The 14,715-nt window shown below is 72.9% G+C and carries 14 protein-coding genes; 9 read left to right on the top strand and 5 right to left on the bottom strand.

Annotated elements, in window-relative coordinates; all coding sequences use genetic code 11:
- Window positions 1–149: 149 nt before the first annotated feature.
- Window positions 150–659: a DinB family protein gene (locus ACIPEP_RS11180; RefSeq protein ID WP_402717298.1), complete on the bottom strand. Its 510-nt coding sequence runs from the start codon at window positions 657–659 to the stop codon at window positions 150–152.
- A gap of 36 nt (window positions 660–695) precedes the next feature.
- Window positions 696–1,262: a MarR family winged helix-turn-helix transcriptional regulator gene (locus ACIPEP_RS11175; RefSeq protein ID WP_402717297.1), complete on the bottom strand. Its 567-nt coding sequence runs from the start codon at window positions 1,260–1,262 to the stop codon at window positions 696–698.
- Between the two features lie 236 nt (window positions 1,263–1,498).
- On the opposite strand from ACIPEP_RS11175, the gene ACIPEP_RS11170 reads away from it, so the two are divergent.
- The 4 genes from ACIPEP_RS11170 to ACIPEP_RS11155 all read left to right on the top strand — a co-directional run bounded on the left by ACIPEP_RS11170 (window position 1,499) and on the right by ACIPEP_RS11155 (window position 7,603).
- The gene (locus ACIPEP_RS11170) at window positions 1,499–2,098 is read left to right on the top strand and encodes a hypothetical protein (protein ID WP_402717296.1); all 600 of its coding nucleotides are present in this window, start codon (window positions 1,499–1,501) and stop codon (window positions 2,096–2,098) included.
- A 117-nt stretch (window positions 2,099–2,215) separates the two neighbouring features.
- On the top strand, window positions 2,216–3,403 hold the full coding sequence (locus tag ACIPEP_RS11165; protein WP_402717295.1) for a S24/S26 family peptidase: 1,188 nt from the start codon (window positions 2,216–2,218) through the stop codon (window positions 3,401–3,403).
- 61 nt (window positions 3,404–3,464) lie between these two features.
- Complete coding sequence (locus ACIPEP_RS11160; RefSeq protein ID WP_402717294.1) at window positions 3,465–4,628, top strand: exonuclease SbcCD subunit D; 1,164 nt, start codon at window positions 3,465–3,467, stop codon at window positions 4,626–4,628.
- The gene (locus ACIPEP_RS11155) at window positions 4,628–7,603 is read left to right on the top strand and encodes an AAA family ATPase (protein WP_402717293.1); all 2,976 of its coding nucleotides are present in this window, start codon (window positions 4,628–4,630) and stop codon (window positions 7,601–7,603) included. Before ACIPEP_RS11160 ends, ACIPEP_RS11155 begins: the two co-directional genes overlap by 1 nt.
- A 192-nt stretch (window positions 7,604–7,795) precedes the next feature.
- On the opposite strand, the gene ACIPEP_RS11150 is transcribed toward ACIPEP_RS11155, so the two are convergent.
- Together ACIPEP_RS11150 and ACIPEP_RS11145 are read right to left on the bottom strand one after the other, a co-directional pair.
- The gene (locus ACIPEP_RS11150) at window positions 7,796–7,972 is read right to left on the bottom strand and encodes a hypothetical protein (protein ID WP_156794771.1); all 177 of its coding nucleotides are present in this window, start codon (window positions 7,970–7,972) and stop codon (window positions 7,796–7,798) included.
- Window positions 7,969–8,772: a class E sortase gene (locus ACIPEP_RS11145; protein WP_402717292.1), complete on the bottom strand. Its 804-nt coding sequence runs from the start codon at window positions 8,770–8,772 to the stop codon at window positions 7,969–7,971. The genes ACIPEP_RS11150 and ACIPEP_RS11145 overlap by 4 nt, the downstream gene beginning before the upstream one ends.
- A gap of 96 nt (window positions 8,773–8,868) precedes the next feature.
- Here ACIPEP_RS11145 and ACIPEP_RS11140 point away from each other — a divergent pair, with 96 nt between their 5' ends.
- Window positions 8,869–9,306: a GNAT family acetyltransferase gene (locus ACIPEP_RS11140; RefSeq protein ID WP_402717291.1), complete on the top strand. Its 438-nt coding sequence runs from the start codon at window positions 8,869–8,871 to the stop codon at window positions 9,304–9,306.
- Between the two features lie 108 nt (window positions 9,307–9,414).
- On the opposite strand, the gene ACIPEP_RS11135 is transcribed toward ACIPEP_RS11140, so the two are convergent.
- Window positions 9,415–10,371, bottom strand: a complete 957-nt coding sequence (locus tag ACIPEP_RS11135; protein ID WP_402717290.1) for an EamA family transporter — start codon at window positions 10,369–10,371, stop codon at window positions 9,415–9,417.
- A 36-nt stretch (window positions 10,372–10,407) separates the two neighbouring features.
- Here ACIPEP_RS11135 and ACIPEP_RS11130 point away from each other — a divergent pair, with 36 nt between their 5' ends.
- The 4 genes from ACIPEP_RS11130 (at window position 10,408) to ACIPEP_RS11115 (ending at window position 14,706) form a co-directional block, all read left to right on the top strand.
- Window positions 10,408–11,535, top strand: a complete 1,128-nt coding sequence (locus tag ACIPEP_RS11130) for a lysostaphin resistance A-like protein (RefSeq protein WP_402717289.1) — start codon at window positions 10,408–10,410, stop codon at window positions 11,533–11,535.
- Window positions 11,536–11,544: 9 nt separating this feature from the next.
- Complete coding sequence (gene recQ / locus ACIPEP_RS11125; RefSeq protein WP_402717288.1) at window positions 11,545–13,392, top strand: DNA helicase RecQ; 1,848 nt, start codon at window positions 11,545–11,547, stop codon at window positions 13,390–13,392.
- Window positions 13,393–13,471: 79 nt separating this feature from the next.
- The gene (locus tag ACIPEP_RS11120) at window positions 13,472–14,212 is read left to right on the top strand and encodes a 1-acyl-sn-glycerol-3-phosphate acyltransferase (protein ID WP_070416975.1); all 741 of its coding nucleotides are present in this window, start codon (window positions 13,472–13,474) and stop codon (window positions 14,210–14,212) included.
- A 134-nt stretch (window positions 14,213–14,346) separates the two neighbouring features.
- Window positions 14,347–14,706 carry a hypothetical protein gene (locus ACIPEP_RS11115; RefSeq protein WP_402717287.1) on the top strand — a complete coding sequence of 120 codons (360 nt, stop codon included), beginning with the start codon at window positions 14,347–14,349 and terminating at the stop codon, window positions 14,704–14,706.
- The last annotated feature ends 9 nt before the right edge of the window (window positions 14,707–14,715 follow it).

Below are 14,715 nucleotides of genomic sequence, written 5' to 3'. Positions count from 1 at the left end.
CGCGGAGCTCGCCGCGCGGTAGTCGCGAGCCGACGCAGGACGGGAGGCGCGGTGCCAGCTGGCACCGCGCCTCCCGTCCGTCACATGGTGAGCAGAAGCGGTCGGGTCGCCGCCGTCGACCCGACCATTCCTGCTCACGATGCGCCGCGTCAGCGGTTGAAGAAGCGCAACCCGCGCACGTACCCGGCCTGTCCGGCGTGCTGCGTGCAGTCGTCGAGGATGCTGACGAGCCGCGCGCCCCGCGTGACGGGCGGGTCCCACGCGTCGTCGACCACCGGGTCGAAGTCCGCCGGCTCGAGCGTGCCGACGTAGGCGACCGTGCGGTCGTGCACCGCGCGGAGGTAGTCGACCAGCAGGGCTGCCGAGGCGCGGACGCGTCCGACGTCGTCCCGCGACATGCCGTAGCCGAGCGCTTCGGCGGGGAACGGCAGTCCGAACCGCTCCACCCAGCCGTCCGCCGTCCACACCTGCTCGGTGCCCGCGAGGTCCGCGATCTGGGCGTCCTGCCCGCGCGCGATGTGCCACGCGAGCCAGGCGAGGGTGTTCGCACCGGCGGCCGGACGTGCGGCCAGCTGGTCCTCCGACAGCCCGCTGACGGCGCGCTCGACCGTGGCGGGGACGCGGGAGAACGCTTCGATGAGGAGTTCTGAGGGGGTCATGCCGGCAACGCTACGCGCGGTGTCCGACACCGTTCGTCACGGCTGCAGGCCGGCGATCGTCCCCGCGACGGAGACCGATCGCGAGTGGCGTTCGAGCGCAGCGCCGAGCCGGTCGAAGGCGTCGGCGAGGCCGGCGCGGTCGGCGGGGGCGATGACCTCGCGGAACGCCGACGAGTAGACGGCGCCGATCTCGCGCGCGACCTCGGACCCGGACGGGGTGAGGTGGAGGAGGATGCTGCGGCGGTCGTCGGGGTTCGGGCGACGCTCGATGTGGTCGCGCTTCTCGAGCCGGTCGATCAGGCTCGTCATGGCACCCGTGGAGAGCTCGAGGTACTCGCCGGCCTGCTTCGGGGTGATGCCCTCGCCGTCGGCGGACGCGAGGAAGAACACGAACCGGGCGTCCGTGGCGTTCAGCCCGCGGGTGGAGCTCTCGTGGTGCAGGACGCGCGCGTGCTGCATCTGCAGCACGCGGAACGCCGTCATCAGCTTCGCGACGTCGCCGTCCGGGTCGACCTCGGGGATGCTGACGGTCGGCGACACGGGGGCAGGGGGGAGCTGCGCGGCGTCGAGGGGTCGCGCGAGCGCGGTGGTGGTGTCCGTCATCGGGCGGCTCTTCTCGGGAGGGTGATCGCCTGCGCGATCGGCAGGATGGCACGGGTATGCCGTCGTGCTGCTCATTGAACAAGTATCTCACCGATTGAAGTACCCCCAACTGTGGGGGTGTAGCTTCCCTTGTGAGCCACACGGCGCTCAAGTAGCTTGATCGTCGTAGCAACCACGGCGCCGTCGCGACCAACCACCGCGGAACCCCGGCGCCCCTTTGGATCAGGAGCTCCGTCATGTCCCGTGTCACCCCGCGCGCTGCGCGTCTCGCCGCCTGGATCGCCATCCCCGCCGCTCTCGTGGCCTCGGGTGTCGTCGTCTCGACCGCGTCCTACTCGGCCTTCTCGGCCACCACGGTCAACCCGACCAGCAACTGGACGGCCGGAAGCGTCGCCCTCACCGACGACGACAACAACACCGCGCTGTTCAACGCGACCGGCCTCAAGCCCGGCTCGACCGGTGCGAACTGCATCACGGTCACCTCGACCGGCACGCTGCCCTCGACCGTGAAGCTCTACGGCACGAACGCGGCCACGACGAACGCCCTCGCGTCGAACATCAACCTCACCGTCGAGCAGGGCACGGGCGGCGGCTTCGGCTCCTGCACCGGCTTCACCGCGGCGTCGACCAACGGCACGCTCTACAGCGGCACCGTCGCGGGCTTCGGCACGGCCTCGACCAACTTCGCCACGGGTGTCGGCAACTGGGCCCCGACCGGCAGCGGCTCGGAGTCGCGCGTCTACCGCTTCACCTACACCGTCTCGAGCACCGCACCGAACACCGTGCAGGGCGGCACCGCGGCCCTCGGCTTCACCTGGGAGGCCCAGAACAGCTGAGCCGGCGACACGGGAGCGTGATCGACGCTCCCGTGTCCACCGCGTGACGTCCGGGACCGAGCCCGATGCGGGCCCGTCCGTCACCGTCCGACAACGCGCCCCCGGTCGAAGGCAGTCATGGTCAGCATCGAAGTGCACGGCGGTCCCACGCCGCACGACGCGCTCCGTGACGCCGTCGACTGGGGGCGCGTCGTCGTGGCCACGCTCGCCCGCGGCGTCGTCGCGACCCTGCTCGGGCTCGCGCTCTGGGCGGCTGCTCCCGCCGTCATCGGCTGGCAACCGACGACGGTGATGACCGGATCGATGGAGCCGCGGCTCACCCCCGGCGACGTCGTGGTCTCCCGCCCGGTCTCGGCCGGGGACGTCCGGATGGGCAAGGTCCTGCTCGTCGACGACCCGGACCAGCCCGGGCACCTCCGCATGCACCGCTACGTCGAGGACGGTCCGCGCGGCACGATCGTCACGAAGGGCGATGCCAACCCCCGGCAGGACTCCACGCCCGTCGAACCCTCGGCCGTCCACGGTGTCGCGTTCCTGCGGGTCCCGTTCGTCGGTGCGCCGATCGTCTGGCTCCGCGCGGGGGAGTGGGGCAAGGTCGGGATGCTGGCGCTCGGTCTGGTCGCGGTGCTCGCGCTCTGCACGATCGACGGATCGCTGCGGCGGCTGGTCGGTCCGGCGGGGCGCTCGTCGGACGACGATGCGTCGCGCGACGGGGGTGGCGGGCCGGACGGCGTTGGTGACAGCGGCGTCGGCGCCGGTGACGGCCAGGAGGCGCGGGTCGACCCCGCCCCGCGCGTCGCCACGGCCCCGACCACCGCCGTCGTGAGCCGCCGGACCCGCCGTCGCGCGGACCGCCGAGCGCGTCGGTTCCGCCGTCTCGGCGGCGCGGCCGCCGTCCTCGTGCTCGCGGGCGGCGCCGGGTTCTTCCTGCCGGCGGAGGCCGTCGCCGGACCGTGGTCGCGGACCACCGTCACGTCCACCTCGTTCGGCGCCGCGACCGCGACGAGCGTCGCGACCCTCACGTGCACGCAGCTGAACAGCAACACCGTCACCATCGCGTGGACGTACACCGGCGTCACGCCCAACTCGTTCGATCTCGTCTACCAGACCACACAGGTCGCGACGGTCGCGGGGACCGAGCGGTCACTGCCCTACAGCGGTGGCGGCCTGCTCGACCTGGGGACGACGTACACGGTGAACCTCCGCACGAACCTCGGGGGGACCTGGACCGCGCTGAGCATCCCGACCGTCAAGGTGAAGGTCACGTCACTGCTCGGCATCTCCTCCGCGACCTGCGTGCCCTGAGTTCTCCACAGGTCGCCGCGGGGCACCCGGCGATGTCCCCGGCCGGCGCTACCGTGACCGCATGCGCATCCTGCACACCGGCGACTGGCACCTCGGCCGCACACTGCTGGGTGCCGACCTGCTCGAGCACCAGGCGGCCTTCCTCGACTGGCTCGTCGACCAGGCACGGGCGCGTGCGGTCGACCTCGTCGTCGTCGCCGGGGACGTCTACGACCGAGCCATCCCGCCGGTCGACGCCGTCCGGATGCTGTCCCGGGTGCTCGAACGGCTGGCCGAGACGGCCACGGTCGTCATCACCCCGGGCAACCACGACTCCGCCGCACGACTCGGCTTCGGTGCCGGCGTGATGGACCCGCGGGTGCGGATCCTCGCCGAACCCGCAGGCATCGCCACCCCGGTCCTCGTCGACGACGCCGACGGGCCCGTCGCGGTGTACGGCATCCCGTACCTGCACCCCGACCTCACCCGGTACGCCCTCGCGGCGGTGCCCGACGAGCCGCTCGCCCGCTCGCACCAGGCCGTCGTCGGCGCGGCGATGGACCGCGTCCGCGCCGATCTCGCCCAGCGGCCCGGTACGCGCAGCGTCGTCGTGGCCCACGCATTCGTCGGCGGGACCGAACCGAGCGACAGCGAGCAGGACATCCGCGTCGGGGGGGTCGACCGGGTGGCGCGTGCCGTGTTCGACGGCATCGACTACGTCGCGCTCGGGCACCTGCACGGGCCGCAGCGCGTGGGGGACGGCGACCGCGTGCGGTACGCGGGCTCGCCGCTCGCGTTCTCGTTCGGCGAGCGGCACCAGCAGAAGTCCGTCACGGTCGTCGACCTCGACGACTCCGGGCAGGTGACGGCCGAGCTCGTGCCGGCGCCCGTGCCGCGGCGGCTCGTCGACGTCCGGGCCACGATCGACGAGATCGAGTCCGGGGCGCACCGGTCGGCGGCGGACGCCTGGGTCCGCGTCGCCGTGACGGACACCGTCCACCCGGAACGGATGTACGCCCGGGTGAAGGACCACTTCCCCCACGCCCTCGCCATCACGCACGAGCCGGCCGACCGCGCCGAGCGTGCCGCAGCCCGTGCGGTCACGGCGACGTCCGACCCGGTCGAGGTGGCAGCCGACTTCGTGTCGTTCGCCACCGGCACCGCGCCGGACGACGACGACCGCGCGATCCTGACCGAGGCGTACGAAGCGGCCGCCCTGGTCCTCCAGCACGAGGGGGACCGCTGATGTACCTGCACCGGCTCGAACTCCGCGCGATCGGCCCATACCCGGACCTCGTGTCGATCGACTTCGCCGCGCTCGCCGCCTCCGGGGTGTTCCTGCTCGAAGGGCCGACGGGTTCCGGCAAGTCGACGATCATCGACGCCGTGGTGTTCGCCCTCTACGGCGGACTTGCCGGTGCCGACGCGAGCGACGACCGGTTGCACAGCCAGCACGCCGACCCCTCGGTGGAGCCCTTCGTCGAGCTCGTGTTCGAGACCGGTGCCGGTGTCTACCGCGTCCGACGCACGCCGCAGTACCAGCGCCCGAAGCAGCGGGGGACCGGCACCGTGAAGCAGCAGGCCTCCGCGCAGTTGTTCCGCCTCGCCGGGCCGGCCGACGTGGCCGGTGAGCCGATGTCCTCGCGCATCCCCGAGGTCGCGGTCGAGATCGCCCGGATCATCGGCCTCGACAAGGCGCAGTTCCTGCAGACCGTCGTCCTGCCCCAGGGCGAGTTCGCCCGGTTCCTGCGGTCTCCCGGCGAAGACCGCCGCAAGCTGCTGCAGTCGTTGTTCGGCACGCAGGTCTACGACCGGACGGCCGACGAACTCGCTGTCCGCCGTCGCGCCGTCCTGGCCGAGGTCGAGGGCGCCGACGCCCGGGTCCGCGACGCCCTGAACCGGTTCGCCCAGGCTGCGGGTGTCGACGAGCCGGACGAGTCCGACGTCCCCGCGACCGTCGCGGCACTCCGAGCGACCGCCGACGCTGCCGAGTCCGCTCGCGCCACCGCGTCGCACGCGGCCGCTGCTGCGGCGGCGCACGAGCAGTCGGTCACTGCTCGTGCAGCCGCACTGGACCGCCGCGCCGTCCTCGTCGCACGTCGTGCGGAACTCGACGCGGGTGCCGACGGGGTCGCCGCGGCCCGCGTGCGCCTGGCGTCGGGCGAACGCGCTGCCCGCGTCGCGGTCGTCGCCGACGGGCTCGACGCCGCACGCGCCCGCTCCGACCACGCGGCCGCGGCCGCGGACGCCCTCCGCGCACAGCACGGCGTGACGACCGACCGAGACGCCCTCGCCCACCAGCGGACCGCCGTGACCGAGTGCCTCGCCGCGGTCCGGCACCGCATCGACCTCGAACGGGCGCTCCCCGGCAGGCGTCGGGCGATCACCGACGCCGTCGCTCGCGGAACCCTGCTCACGGAACGCCTCGCCGACCTCGACACGGCGCTCGATGCCCGCCCCGCCGAACGCGCCCGCATCGTCGAGGATGCCCGGGCCGCCGCCGCGCTGGCCGCCGGGTCCGAGGCCGCGCGGCTCGAGGTCGAGCGTGTGCGTGCACTCCGGGCCGACCTCGTCGCCCGGGCCGCGTCCGAGCGGCGCCTGCAGGGTGCCGAGCAGACCGTCATGACCGCCCGCGCCACCGCCCACGAGCTCGTCCGGGTCGAGCAGCAGTTGCGAGAGCGCCGCATCGCCGGTCTCGCCGGAGAGCTCGGCGCCGCACTCTTGCCGGGCGACCCGTGCCCGGTGTGCGGGGCGACGGAGCACCCGGTCGTCGCGACACCGCAGGACGACCACCCCACGACCGAAGCGATCGAGGCCGCGGCTGAACGTGCCCGGCGTGCCGAGCGCGCCCTCGGTGACGCAGCGACGGCCCTCGCACTCGAACGGGCCGAACTCGCCCGGCTCGTGCAGGTCCTCGGTGACCTCGACGACGACACCGTCGACGCCCTTGCGGCTGCGGCCGACGCAGCCGTCACGGCGGCGCACGACGCGGCCGTCCGCGTGCGCGACCTCGAACAGCAGCGGGCCGCACACGACGAGGGAACGCGCACCCTCGAACGGCAGCGGAACGAGGTCGACGCCGAACGCGCCGTCCTCGCCGGAGCAGCCGCAGCAGATGCCGAGCGCCTCGAGCAGGACGAGTCGGCGGTGTCGGCCGCGATCGAACGCGTGGCCGAACACCTCGACGGTGCGCCGGAGACCCTGCGCCAGGGGGTCGAGTCGCTCGACGCGCTCGTCGGTCGACTCGACGCAGTGCTCCAGGCCGACAGTCGCGCCGACTCGGCAGCAGCAGACGTCCGCGAACGTGCGGCCGAGGTGGACCGGGTCCTCGCGGAGCAGGGGTTCGACGACGTCGCCTCAGCCCGCGCCGGGGTCCTCGACCGAGCGGACGCCGAAGCACTCCGGGCCGAGGTCGCCCGTGCCGACCAGGCCCGCGCGGTCGTCGACGCGGGACTCGCCGAACCGGCGGTCGTCGCCGCGGCCGACGACGACCCGACAGCGCTCGACCTCGACGGAGCCCGCGCAGCACGGGACGCCACCGCAGCCGCGGCCGAGGCAGCCGTCCGCGCGGCCACGTCGGCGGTCGACCAGGCCGTCGCGTCCGAACGGTGCGGAGCCGAGCTGGACGCCGCGGTCCGCGCTCGCGACGACACCTCTGCGCGCAGCCGGGCCGTGGTGCGGCTCGCCGACGTCGCGGCAGGGGTCGCAGCAGCCAACCCCACCGGGATCACCCTCGGCACCTACGTGCTCATGCGCCGCTTCGAGGACGTCGTCGCCGCGGCGAACGACCGGTTGCGGGCGATGCTCGCGGGCCGGTTCACGCTGGAGACCTCCGACGAGCGGGAATCCGGCTCACGTGCACGGCGCACGGGCCTCGCGCTCGCCGTGCACGACCAGACGACCGACACCGTGCGCGACCCCCGCAGCCTGTCCGGCGGCGAGACCTTCACGGTGTCGCTGTGCCTCGCGCTCGGTCTCGCCGACGTCGTCCAGGCCGAGGCGGGCGGGGTCTCCCTCGGCACGCTGTTCGTCGACGAGGGGTTCGGCACGCTCGACCCCGAGACGCTCGACGACGTGATCGGGCAGTTGTCTCGTCTGACCGCGGGCGGCCGTCAGGTCGGGATCGTCAGCCACGTCGAGGAGCTCAAGCAGCGGATCCCGGAGCGCATCGCCGTGCGGCGCACGTCCGACGGCGGATCCCGGGTGACGACCACGGTCTGACGAGCCCGCGCCCGCGCCCGCGCACGCACCCGTGCCCGCGCCCGCGCCCGCGCACGAACGCGCCCCCGCGCACGCACCCGCCCCCGCCCCCGCCACCGTGCGGGGTCCCGCGCTCGGTGCGAGGCCCCCGACGTCCCACCGTCAGCGAAACCTCGCACGGTGCGGATCCAGGACGCTGCGCAACCCCGCGCGTCAGGGCGACGGCGACACATCCACCGTGCCGTCCGGCGGCGGCAGGATGTCCGCAGCGACCCACGGGAACACGAACGTGAACAGGACCCACACGATCGCCGCGAGGAGCACGAGCAACTCGATCACCTTGAGCGCCGCGGGGCCGGGCAGGATGCGCCAGACGAACGGGAAGATCACTTCGACGTCTCCGAGAGTTCCTTCGGGGTGCCCTCCGACGCGGGCATCCAGTAGTCGAGCTTGGCGTGCGTGACGTACCGCTCCTTCGCCGACCACATCGGGTGGCACGCGGTCAGGGTCAGCCAGCGGTCGTCGGCCGTCGGCTCGACCCCGGGCTTGTTCGGCACCGGGGCGATGGTCTCGACGTGGTCGGGCGTGACGATCTGCGAGTCGGTGACCTTGTACACGTACCAGACGTCGAACTTCGTCTTCGCGTCGGTCACCCGCACAACGATGTCGTCGCCGGTCTTGAGCTCGGCGATCTGGTTGAGCGGCTTGCCGTAGGTCACCCGGTGCCCGGCGACGGCGAAGTTGCCCTCGGCGCCCGGCATCGCGGTGTCCTGGTAGTGGCCGAGGCCGATCGTGTTGAGGACCTTCTCGCGGTCGGTGCCCTCGCCGATCGGGCGCTCGTAGTCCTTGCCGAACCGGGGGATCTGCATCGTGCCGAAGACATCGGTGACGTTCGGCGGCTCGGCGAGCACGGGAGCGGGCCCGCGGTGCTCGGTGCCGGTCCCCGAAACGTCCTTCTGCCCGAGGCCGTCGACGAGCTTCGTCTGCTCGTTGACCGCGACGACGTCCGTCCACCACGCCGTCCACACCACGTACAGCCCGGTGCCGGCGCCCGCGATGATGAGCAGCTCGGCGATGAGCGAGACGATGGCGCCACCCACGGTCTGGCGGCGACGCGGTGCCCGTCGTGCAGCACCGGCAGCACCGTCGCGGCGGTCTCGGCGCGACGGGAGTGTCTCGTGTGCGGTCACGGGGCTCCTGATCCGGATGGGGTGGTCGGACAGGTCTATCAGATCACGACGACGACCCCGTGACGAGGTTGTCCACAGCACCGTTACGGTGAAGTGATGCAGCACGTCCTCCGCCGGTTCGACCCGGCCGACACCGAAGCCGTCGTCGCCCTGTGGCAGGCCTGCGGTCTCGTCCGCCCGTGGAACGACCCCCGCCGCGACATCGCCCGCAAGCTGACCGTGCAGCCCGAGCTGTTCCTGGTCGCCGAGGACGCCGAGGACCCCGCCCACCCGGTCGTCGGAGCGGGCATGGCCGGGTTCGACGGGCACCGCGGCTGGGTGAACTACCTGGCGGTGCGGCCGGACCTGCAGGGCTCGGGGCTCGGGCGCGCGTTCATGGCGGAGTTCGAGCGACTGCTGACGGACCTCGGCTGCCCGAAGCTCAACCTGCAGGTCCGGGCCGGCAACGAGCAGGTCATCGGCTTCTACGCGGCAGTCGGCTACACCGACGACCGGACGGTCTCGCTCGGCAAGCGGCTCATCCCCGACGCCTGACGCCCGCTCCGGCCGCCCCGAGTCTCGGCTCCGCGGACAGTTTCGCGGCCCTGCGAGCACGAAACTGTCCGCCCAGGCGAGACTCGCCCAGTGCGGCGCCGCGACCCCCTACGCGAGCGCCAGCCCCACCGCGGCACCGAACGCCAGCACGATCCCGGCCCACTGCACGGCCGTCAGCCGCTCCCGGAGCACGATCCCGGCGAGCACGACCGTCCCGATCGGGTACAGCGCGTTGAGCACGCTCACCACGGGCAGGGTCGCCGGGTCCTCACTCGAGTGCAGCCCCGCCTGGATGAACACGTTCGCTGCGGCGTCGAGGACGCCGCAAGCGACCACCGTCCACACCAGGCGAGCCGGCCAGCGTCCGCCACCACGGATGCCGGGAGGCGCGGCAGACCCCGTAGCGTCGGCCGACGTCGCGGGGTCTGCCGCGCCTCCAGGGCCACGCCCCGCGGCCTGCCCCGCGACCGCGGCCCGCCGCGTCACCACGACCGCCGCCGTCCCGAGCAGCACCGCCTGCAGCACCCGCGACACGACCAACGGCGCCACCCCCGCGTCCGACGGCGTCATGTCGTACGCGAGCACGATCCCGCCGAAGCCGCACCCCGCGACCGCCGCCGTCACGAGCCCCACCGCGGTCACCCGCGCACCCGACGTGTCCCGCACCGACGCCACCAGGACCACCGCGAGGACCGCCACCACCAGCGCGACCACTGCGAGGCCCGACAACGCCGTCCCGCGCAACACCGCCACCAGGACGGGCACGACGGCGGCGAAGACGGCGGTCAGCGGCGAGAGCACGCTCATCGGGCCGATCGCCAGCGCGCGGTAGAGGAGGAGGACGCCGACGCCTCCGGACACCCCCGCGACCGCTCCCCACAGGACGGACTCCGCGCCGAACGCACCCCCGACCACGACGAGCCCGACCAGCAGGGGCACGATCCCGACCGCCGCGGCGACGGCGGCGACGGTCACCGCACGGACTCGACGTGACGCGAGGCCGCCGAGGAAGTCGGCGAACCCGTAGACGAGCGCGCCGGACAGGCCGAGGACGACGGTGAGCACGGCTCCCATCCTGCCCGGCCCGGTAGCCTGCGTGGCGTGAGCGTTCCCTACCACCGCCTGCCCCGTGTCGACGCACGCTGGAGGTGGTGGCGCCCGCTCGTGGCGCTGGCGTTCCTCGCCGGCTGGTACTTCGTCTCGCAGGTGATCATCGCCGTCGCGTACTTCGTGCCGATCGGCGCGAACCAGGGGCCGCAGGGGGTCATCGACCTGCAGAACGACCTCGCGAGCGGGGCGCTCGACCCCACCGACCCGGTGGTGCTCTCGCTGTCGCTCGTGTCCCTCGTGGTCCTGCTGCCGGGCATCCTGCTCGCGGTGAAGATCGCGCGCGTCGGTCCCGCCGGGATCCTGTCGTCCACGCGGTTCCGGGTGCGCTGGGGCTGGACGGCCTGGTGTCTCATCCCGACGCTCGTCATCGCGGCGATCATGTTCTGCTTCCAGGGACTCGGGATGCTCACCTTCGACGGCGGCCTGGGCTGGGACCACGCCGCGATCGGCCAGTCGACGGTGTCCCTCGGCACGCTGACCACGACGCTCGTGCTCGTCATCGTGCTCGTGCCGTTCCAGGGCGCGGCGGAGGAGTACATCTTCCGCGGCTTCCTCATGCAGACCATCGGCTCGTGGATCCCGGTCCGCATCGTGGGCACGGTCCTCGCCGTCGCGGTGTCGACCGTCGTGTTCGCCCTGCTGCACATCCCGAACGGCTACAACGTCTGGGGCATCCTCGACGTCGGGTCGTTCGGCCTCATCGCCGCGATCATCGTGCTGCGGACCGGCGGCCTCGAGGCGACCGTGCTGCAGCACGCCTTCAACAACATCATGATCTTCGTGCTGCAGGCGCCGGGCTGGTCGAGGATCGACCTCTCGTCGCAGGACGCCAACGGGACCATCGGCGGCTGGCTCGTCACGCTCGGTACCTCGCTGCTCTACTGGGGCATGGTCGAGGTGCTCGCGCGGTGGCGCCACCTCGACCGCCGGTTCGCGGGCGCGGCCGCACCGCGGTTCCGTGGTCCGACACCGGTCTGGGCGGGTGGCGGGCGCTGGTTCGGTCCAGGAGGCACGGGCTGGGCGAGCGCCCCGGCCCGCCTCGACGAGACGGCCGGCTCGGCCGACGGGGCGGACGCAGCACCTGTGGACAACGCCGTGGGTGTCGCCGGTCGGCCGTAGGCTCGTGGCATGAGCACCACGCCCGCGCCCGCCGCCGTGTCTGCTTCCCGAGCCGCCGCGCTCGACGTCCTGCACCGCGTGTGGGGGTACGACGACTTCCGGGGCGAACAGGCCTCGATCATCGACCAGATCGTCACCGGGGGCGACGCACTCGTCCTCATGCCGACCGGCGGTGGCAAGTCGCTCTGCTACCAGGTGCCGGCGCTCGTGCGGGACGGCGTCGGCGTGGTCGTGTCGCCGCTCATCGCGCTCATGCAGGACCAGGTCGACGCCCTCGCGGCGAACGGCGTCAAGGCCGCGTTCCTCAACTCCACGCAGGGGCCGGACGAACGTGCCCGAGTCGAACGCGCCGTGGTCTCGGGCGAGGTCGACATGCTCTACCTCGCGCCCGAGCGGCTCCGGCTCGAGTCCACGCGCGCACTGCTCGACCGCGCGCAGATCGCCCTGTTCGCCATCGACGAGGCGCACTGCGTCGCCCAGTGGGGCCACGACTTCCGGCCGGACTACCTCGAACTGAGCGTCCTGCACGAGCGCTGGCCGACCGTGCCGCGCATCGCCCTGACCGCCACCGCGACGCCGCAGACCCACCGCGAGATCTCCGCCCGCCTCGGCCTCGACGACGCCGCGCACTTCGTCGCCGACTTCGACCGGCCGAACATCCAGTACCGCATCGAACCGAAGACCGGGGCGCTGCAGCAGCTCCTCACCTTCATCCGCACCGAGCACAGCGGCGACGCGGGCATCGTGTACTGCCTCTCCCGGAACTCGGTCGAGCGCACCGCGGCCGCGCTGTCCGAGCAGGGGATCCCGGCGCTGCCCTACCACGCCGGTCTCGACGCCAAGGTGCGGGAACGGAACCAGTCCGCCTTCCTGCGCGAGGACGGCGTCGTGATGGTCGCCACCATCGCGTTCGGCATGGGGATCGACAAGCCGGACGTCCGGTTCGTGGCACACCTCGACCTGCCGAAGTCGGTCGAGGGCTACTACCAGGAGACCGGTCGTGCCGGGCGCGACGGGCTCCCATCGACCGCCTGGCTGGCGTACGGCCTGAACGACGTCGTGCAGCAGCGCCGGATGATCGACCAGTCCGAGGGCGACGCCGCGCACCGTCGGCAGCTCAGCGCGCACCTCGACGCGATGCTCGCCCTGTGCGAGACCATCGAGTGCCGGCGCGTCCGGCTGCTCGCGTACTTCGGGCAGGAGAGCACGGCGTGCGGCAACTGCGACACGTGCATCGCCCCGCCCGAGTCGTGGGACGGCACGGTCCCGGCGCAGAAGTTCCTCTCCACCGTGGTTCGGCTCGACCGTGAACGCGGGCAGCGGTACGGCGTCTCGCACCTCGTGGACATCCTCGTCGGCAAGCAGTCGCCCCGCGTGCAGGAGCTCCGGCACGAGTCCCTCGCCACGTTCGGCATCGGCAGTGACCTGGGCGAGGCGGAGTGGCGCACCGTCGCCCGACAGCTCCTCGCGCAGGGCTACGCGGCGGTGTCCGGCGACGGGTTCGGCACGGTCGTCCTGAGCCCGACGAGCGCCGACGTCCTCGGCGGCCGCGTGCAGGTGCGGATGCGGCGCGACCCGGTGAAGGCACCCCGGGCCTCCCGCAACCGCCGGACCGTCGTGACGGACATGCCGCAGGAAGCCCTCGGGGTGTTCGAGGCCCTGCGGGCCTGGCGTGCGGCCCAGGCCCGCGAACAGGGCGTCCCGGCGTACGTGGTCTTCAACGACGCGACGCTGCGGGGCATCGCGGCCGTGAAGCCGTCGGACGAAGACCAGCTCGCCGAGATCTCCGGCGTCGGCGGGGCGAAGCTCGAGCGTTACGGCCGCGCGGTGCTCGACGTGGTCGCCGCGGCCGAGTGATCGCGACACATTCCGTGGCGGGCATGCGATCGGGGTCGTGATCACTACACTCGGAGACTCCCGTCACGAGGAGGCCCGTGTGTCCGGATCGTCGAAGTACACCACGCTGAGCCGTGCCTTCGTGGCGCCGCTCGCTCGCATGATCTGGCGGCCGCGGATCATCGGTCGGAAGAACATCCCGAAGCGTGGCCCGGTGATCCTCGCGAGCAACCACCGCTCGTTCATCGACTCCCCGACGATCGGCCTCCTCGCCCCGCGGAAGGTGTTCTTCCTCGCGAAGAAGGAGTACTTCACGGGCAAGGGCTTCCGGGGCTCGGTGACGCGGGGCTTCTTCGAGGGCATCGGCGCGATCGGTGTCGAGCGGGGTGCGGGCTCGGCGGCGCAGGAGGCCCTCGACCTCGGGCTCGAGCGGCTCCGGGCCGGCGATGCGTTCGCGATCTACCCCGAGGGCACCCGGTCCCTCGACGGCCGCCTCTACCGGGGCCGCACCGGAGTGGCCTGGCTGGCCCTGACGAGTGGTGCACCCGTGGTGCCTGTCGCCCTCACCGGCACCCAGGACGTCCAGCCGGTGGGGTCGCGCGTCCCGAAGCTCGCGAAGGTCACGGTCGAGTTCGGTACGCCGCTCGACCTCTCCGGCTTCGGAGAGGCCTCGTCCGGCCGGGCTCGTCGTCACGCGACGGACGCCGTGATGGCGGCGATCCAGGAGCTCAGCGGGCAGGAGCCCGCGAACGCCTACAACAACCCGCCGGCGACGATCGTCGAACGGGTGCGGCAGGTCCTCCGACGCGACGACCCGACGGCCGCGGTCGAGCCCGACTGACGAGCGCATACACGAAACATGCTATTGCACATCTGAAATACTGGTGGTTGAATGTAGTCGTGCCCAGGGGCACACTCCGACCGCGTCCCGCCCGAGAACGGGACGCCCGACCACCTGATCGGAAGGCAAGCAGCATGTCCTCCACGCCGCTCTTCGACTCCATCGCCCGCCGTGCCGAACGGCCGACCCCCGCTCCGGCGGCACCGGCAGCGCCGAGCGCGCCGACCATCTCCCGGGCCACCTTCGCCCCCGCGCCGACCTCGCCGATGACCGCTCCGGTCGAGCCGCAGGGGCCCGTGTTCGTCCCGGCGTCGCTCGTCGCCGCGATCGAGGCCATCCCGACGCCCGTGGTCGCCGCGACGACCGCCCACGCGGTGGCTCCGGAGCAGCTCGTCCTGGTCGAGGCCGTCGCCGACGCGATCACCCGCGCCGTGGTGGACGCCGTCGTGACCGAGCTCGACCGCATCGCCCGCGACGGCGTCGTCCGCGCCTGAGCCGGCCCT

Origin of the sequence: Curtobacterium sp. NPDC087082 (genome assembly GCF_044745045.1) — a bacterium.
Classification (GTDB): Bacteria; Actinomycetota; Actinomycetes; order Actinomycetales; family Microbacteriaceae; genus Curtobacterium.
Note: the sequence above shows the minus strand (reverse complement) of the source record. Positions and strands in the feature narration are given on the sequence as shown.

Bases quoted from the DNA above. Each gene is read 5' to 3' on its own strand.
- ACIPEP_RS11180 (WP_402717298.1), bottom strand. From the start codon at position 659: ATGACCCCCTCAGAACTCCTCATCGAAGCGTTCTCCCGCGTCCCCGCC.
- ACIPEP_RS11175 (WP_402717297.1), bottom strand. From the start codon at position 1,262: ATGACGGACACCACCACCGCGCTCGCGCGACCCCTCGACGCCGCGCAG.
- ACIPEP_RS11170 (WP_402717296.1), top strand. From the start codon at position 1,499: ATGTCCCGTGTCACCCCGCGCGCTGCGCGTCTCGCCGCCTGGATCGCC.
- ACIPEP_RS11165 (WP_402717295.1), top strand. From the start codon at position 2,216: ATGGTCAGCATCGAAGTGCACGGCGGTCCCACGCCGCACGACGCGCTC.
- ACIPEP_RS11160 (WP_402717294.1), top strand. From the start codon at position 3,465: ATGCGCATCCTGCACACCGGCGACTGGCACCTCGGCCGCACACTGCTG.
- ACIPEP_RS11155 (WP_402717293.1), top strand. From the start codon at position 4,628: ATGTACCTGCACCGGCTCGAACTCCGCGCGATCGGCCCATACCCGGAC.
- ACIPEP_RS11140 (WP_402717291.1), top strand. From the start codon at position 8,869: ATGCAGCACGTCCTCCGCCGGTTCGACCCGGCCGACACCGAAGCCGTC.
- recQ (WP_402717288.1), top strand. From the start codon at position 11,545: ATGAGCACCACGCCCGCGCCCGCCGCCGTGTCTGCTTCCCGAGCCGCC.
- ACIPEP_RS11115 (WP_402717287.1), top strand. From the start codon at position 14,347: ATGTCCTCCACGCCGCTCTTCGACTCCATCGCCCGCCGTGCCGAACGG.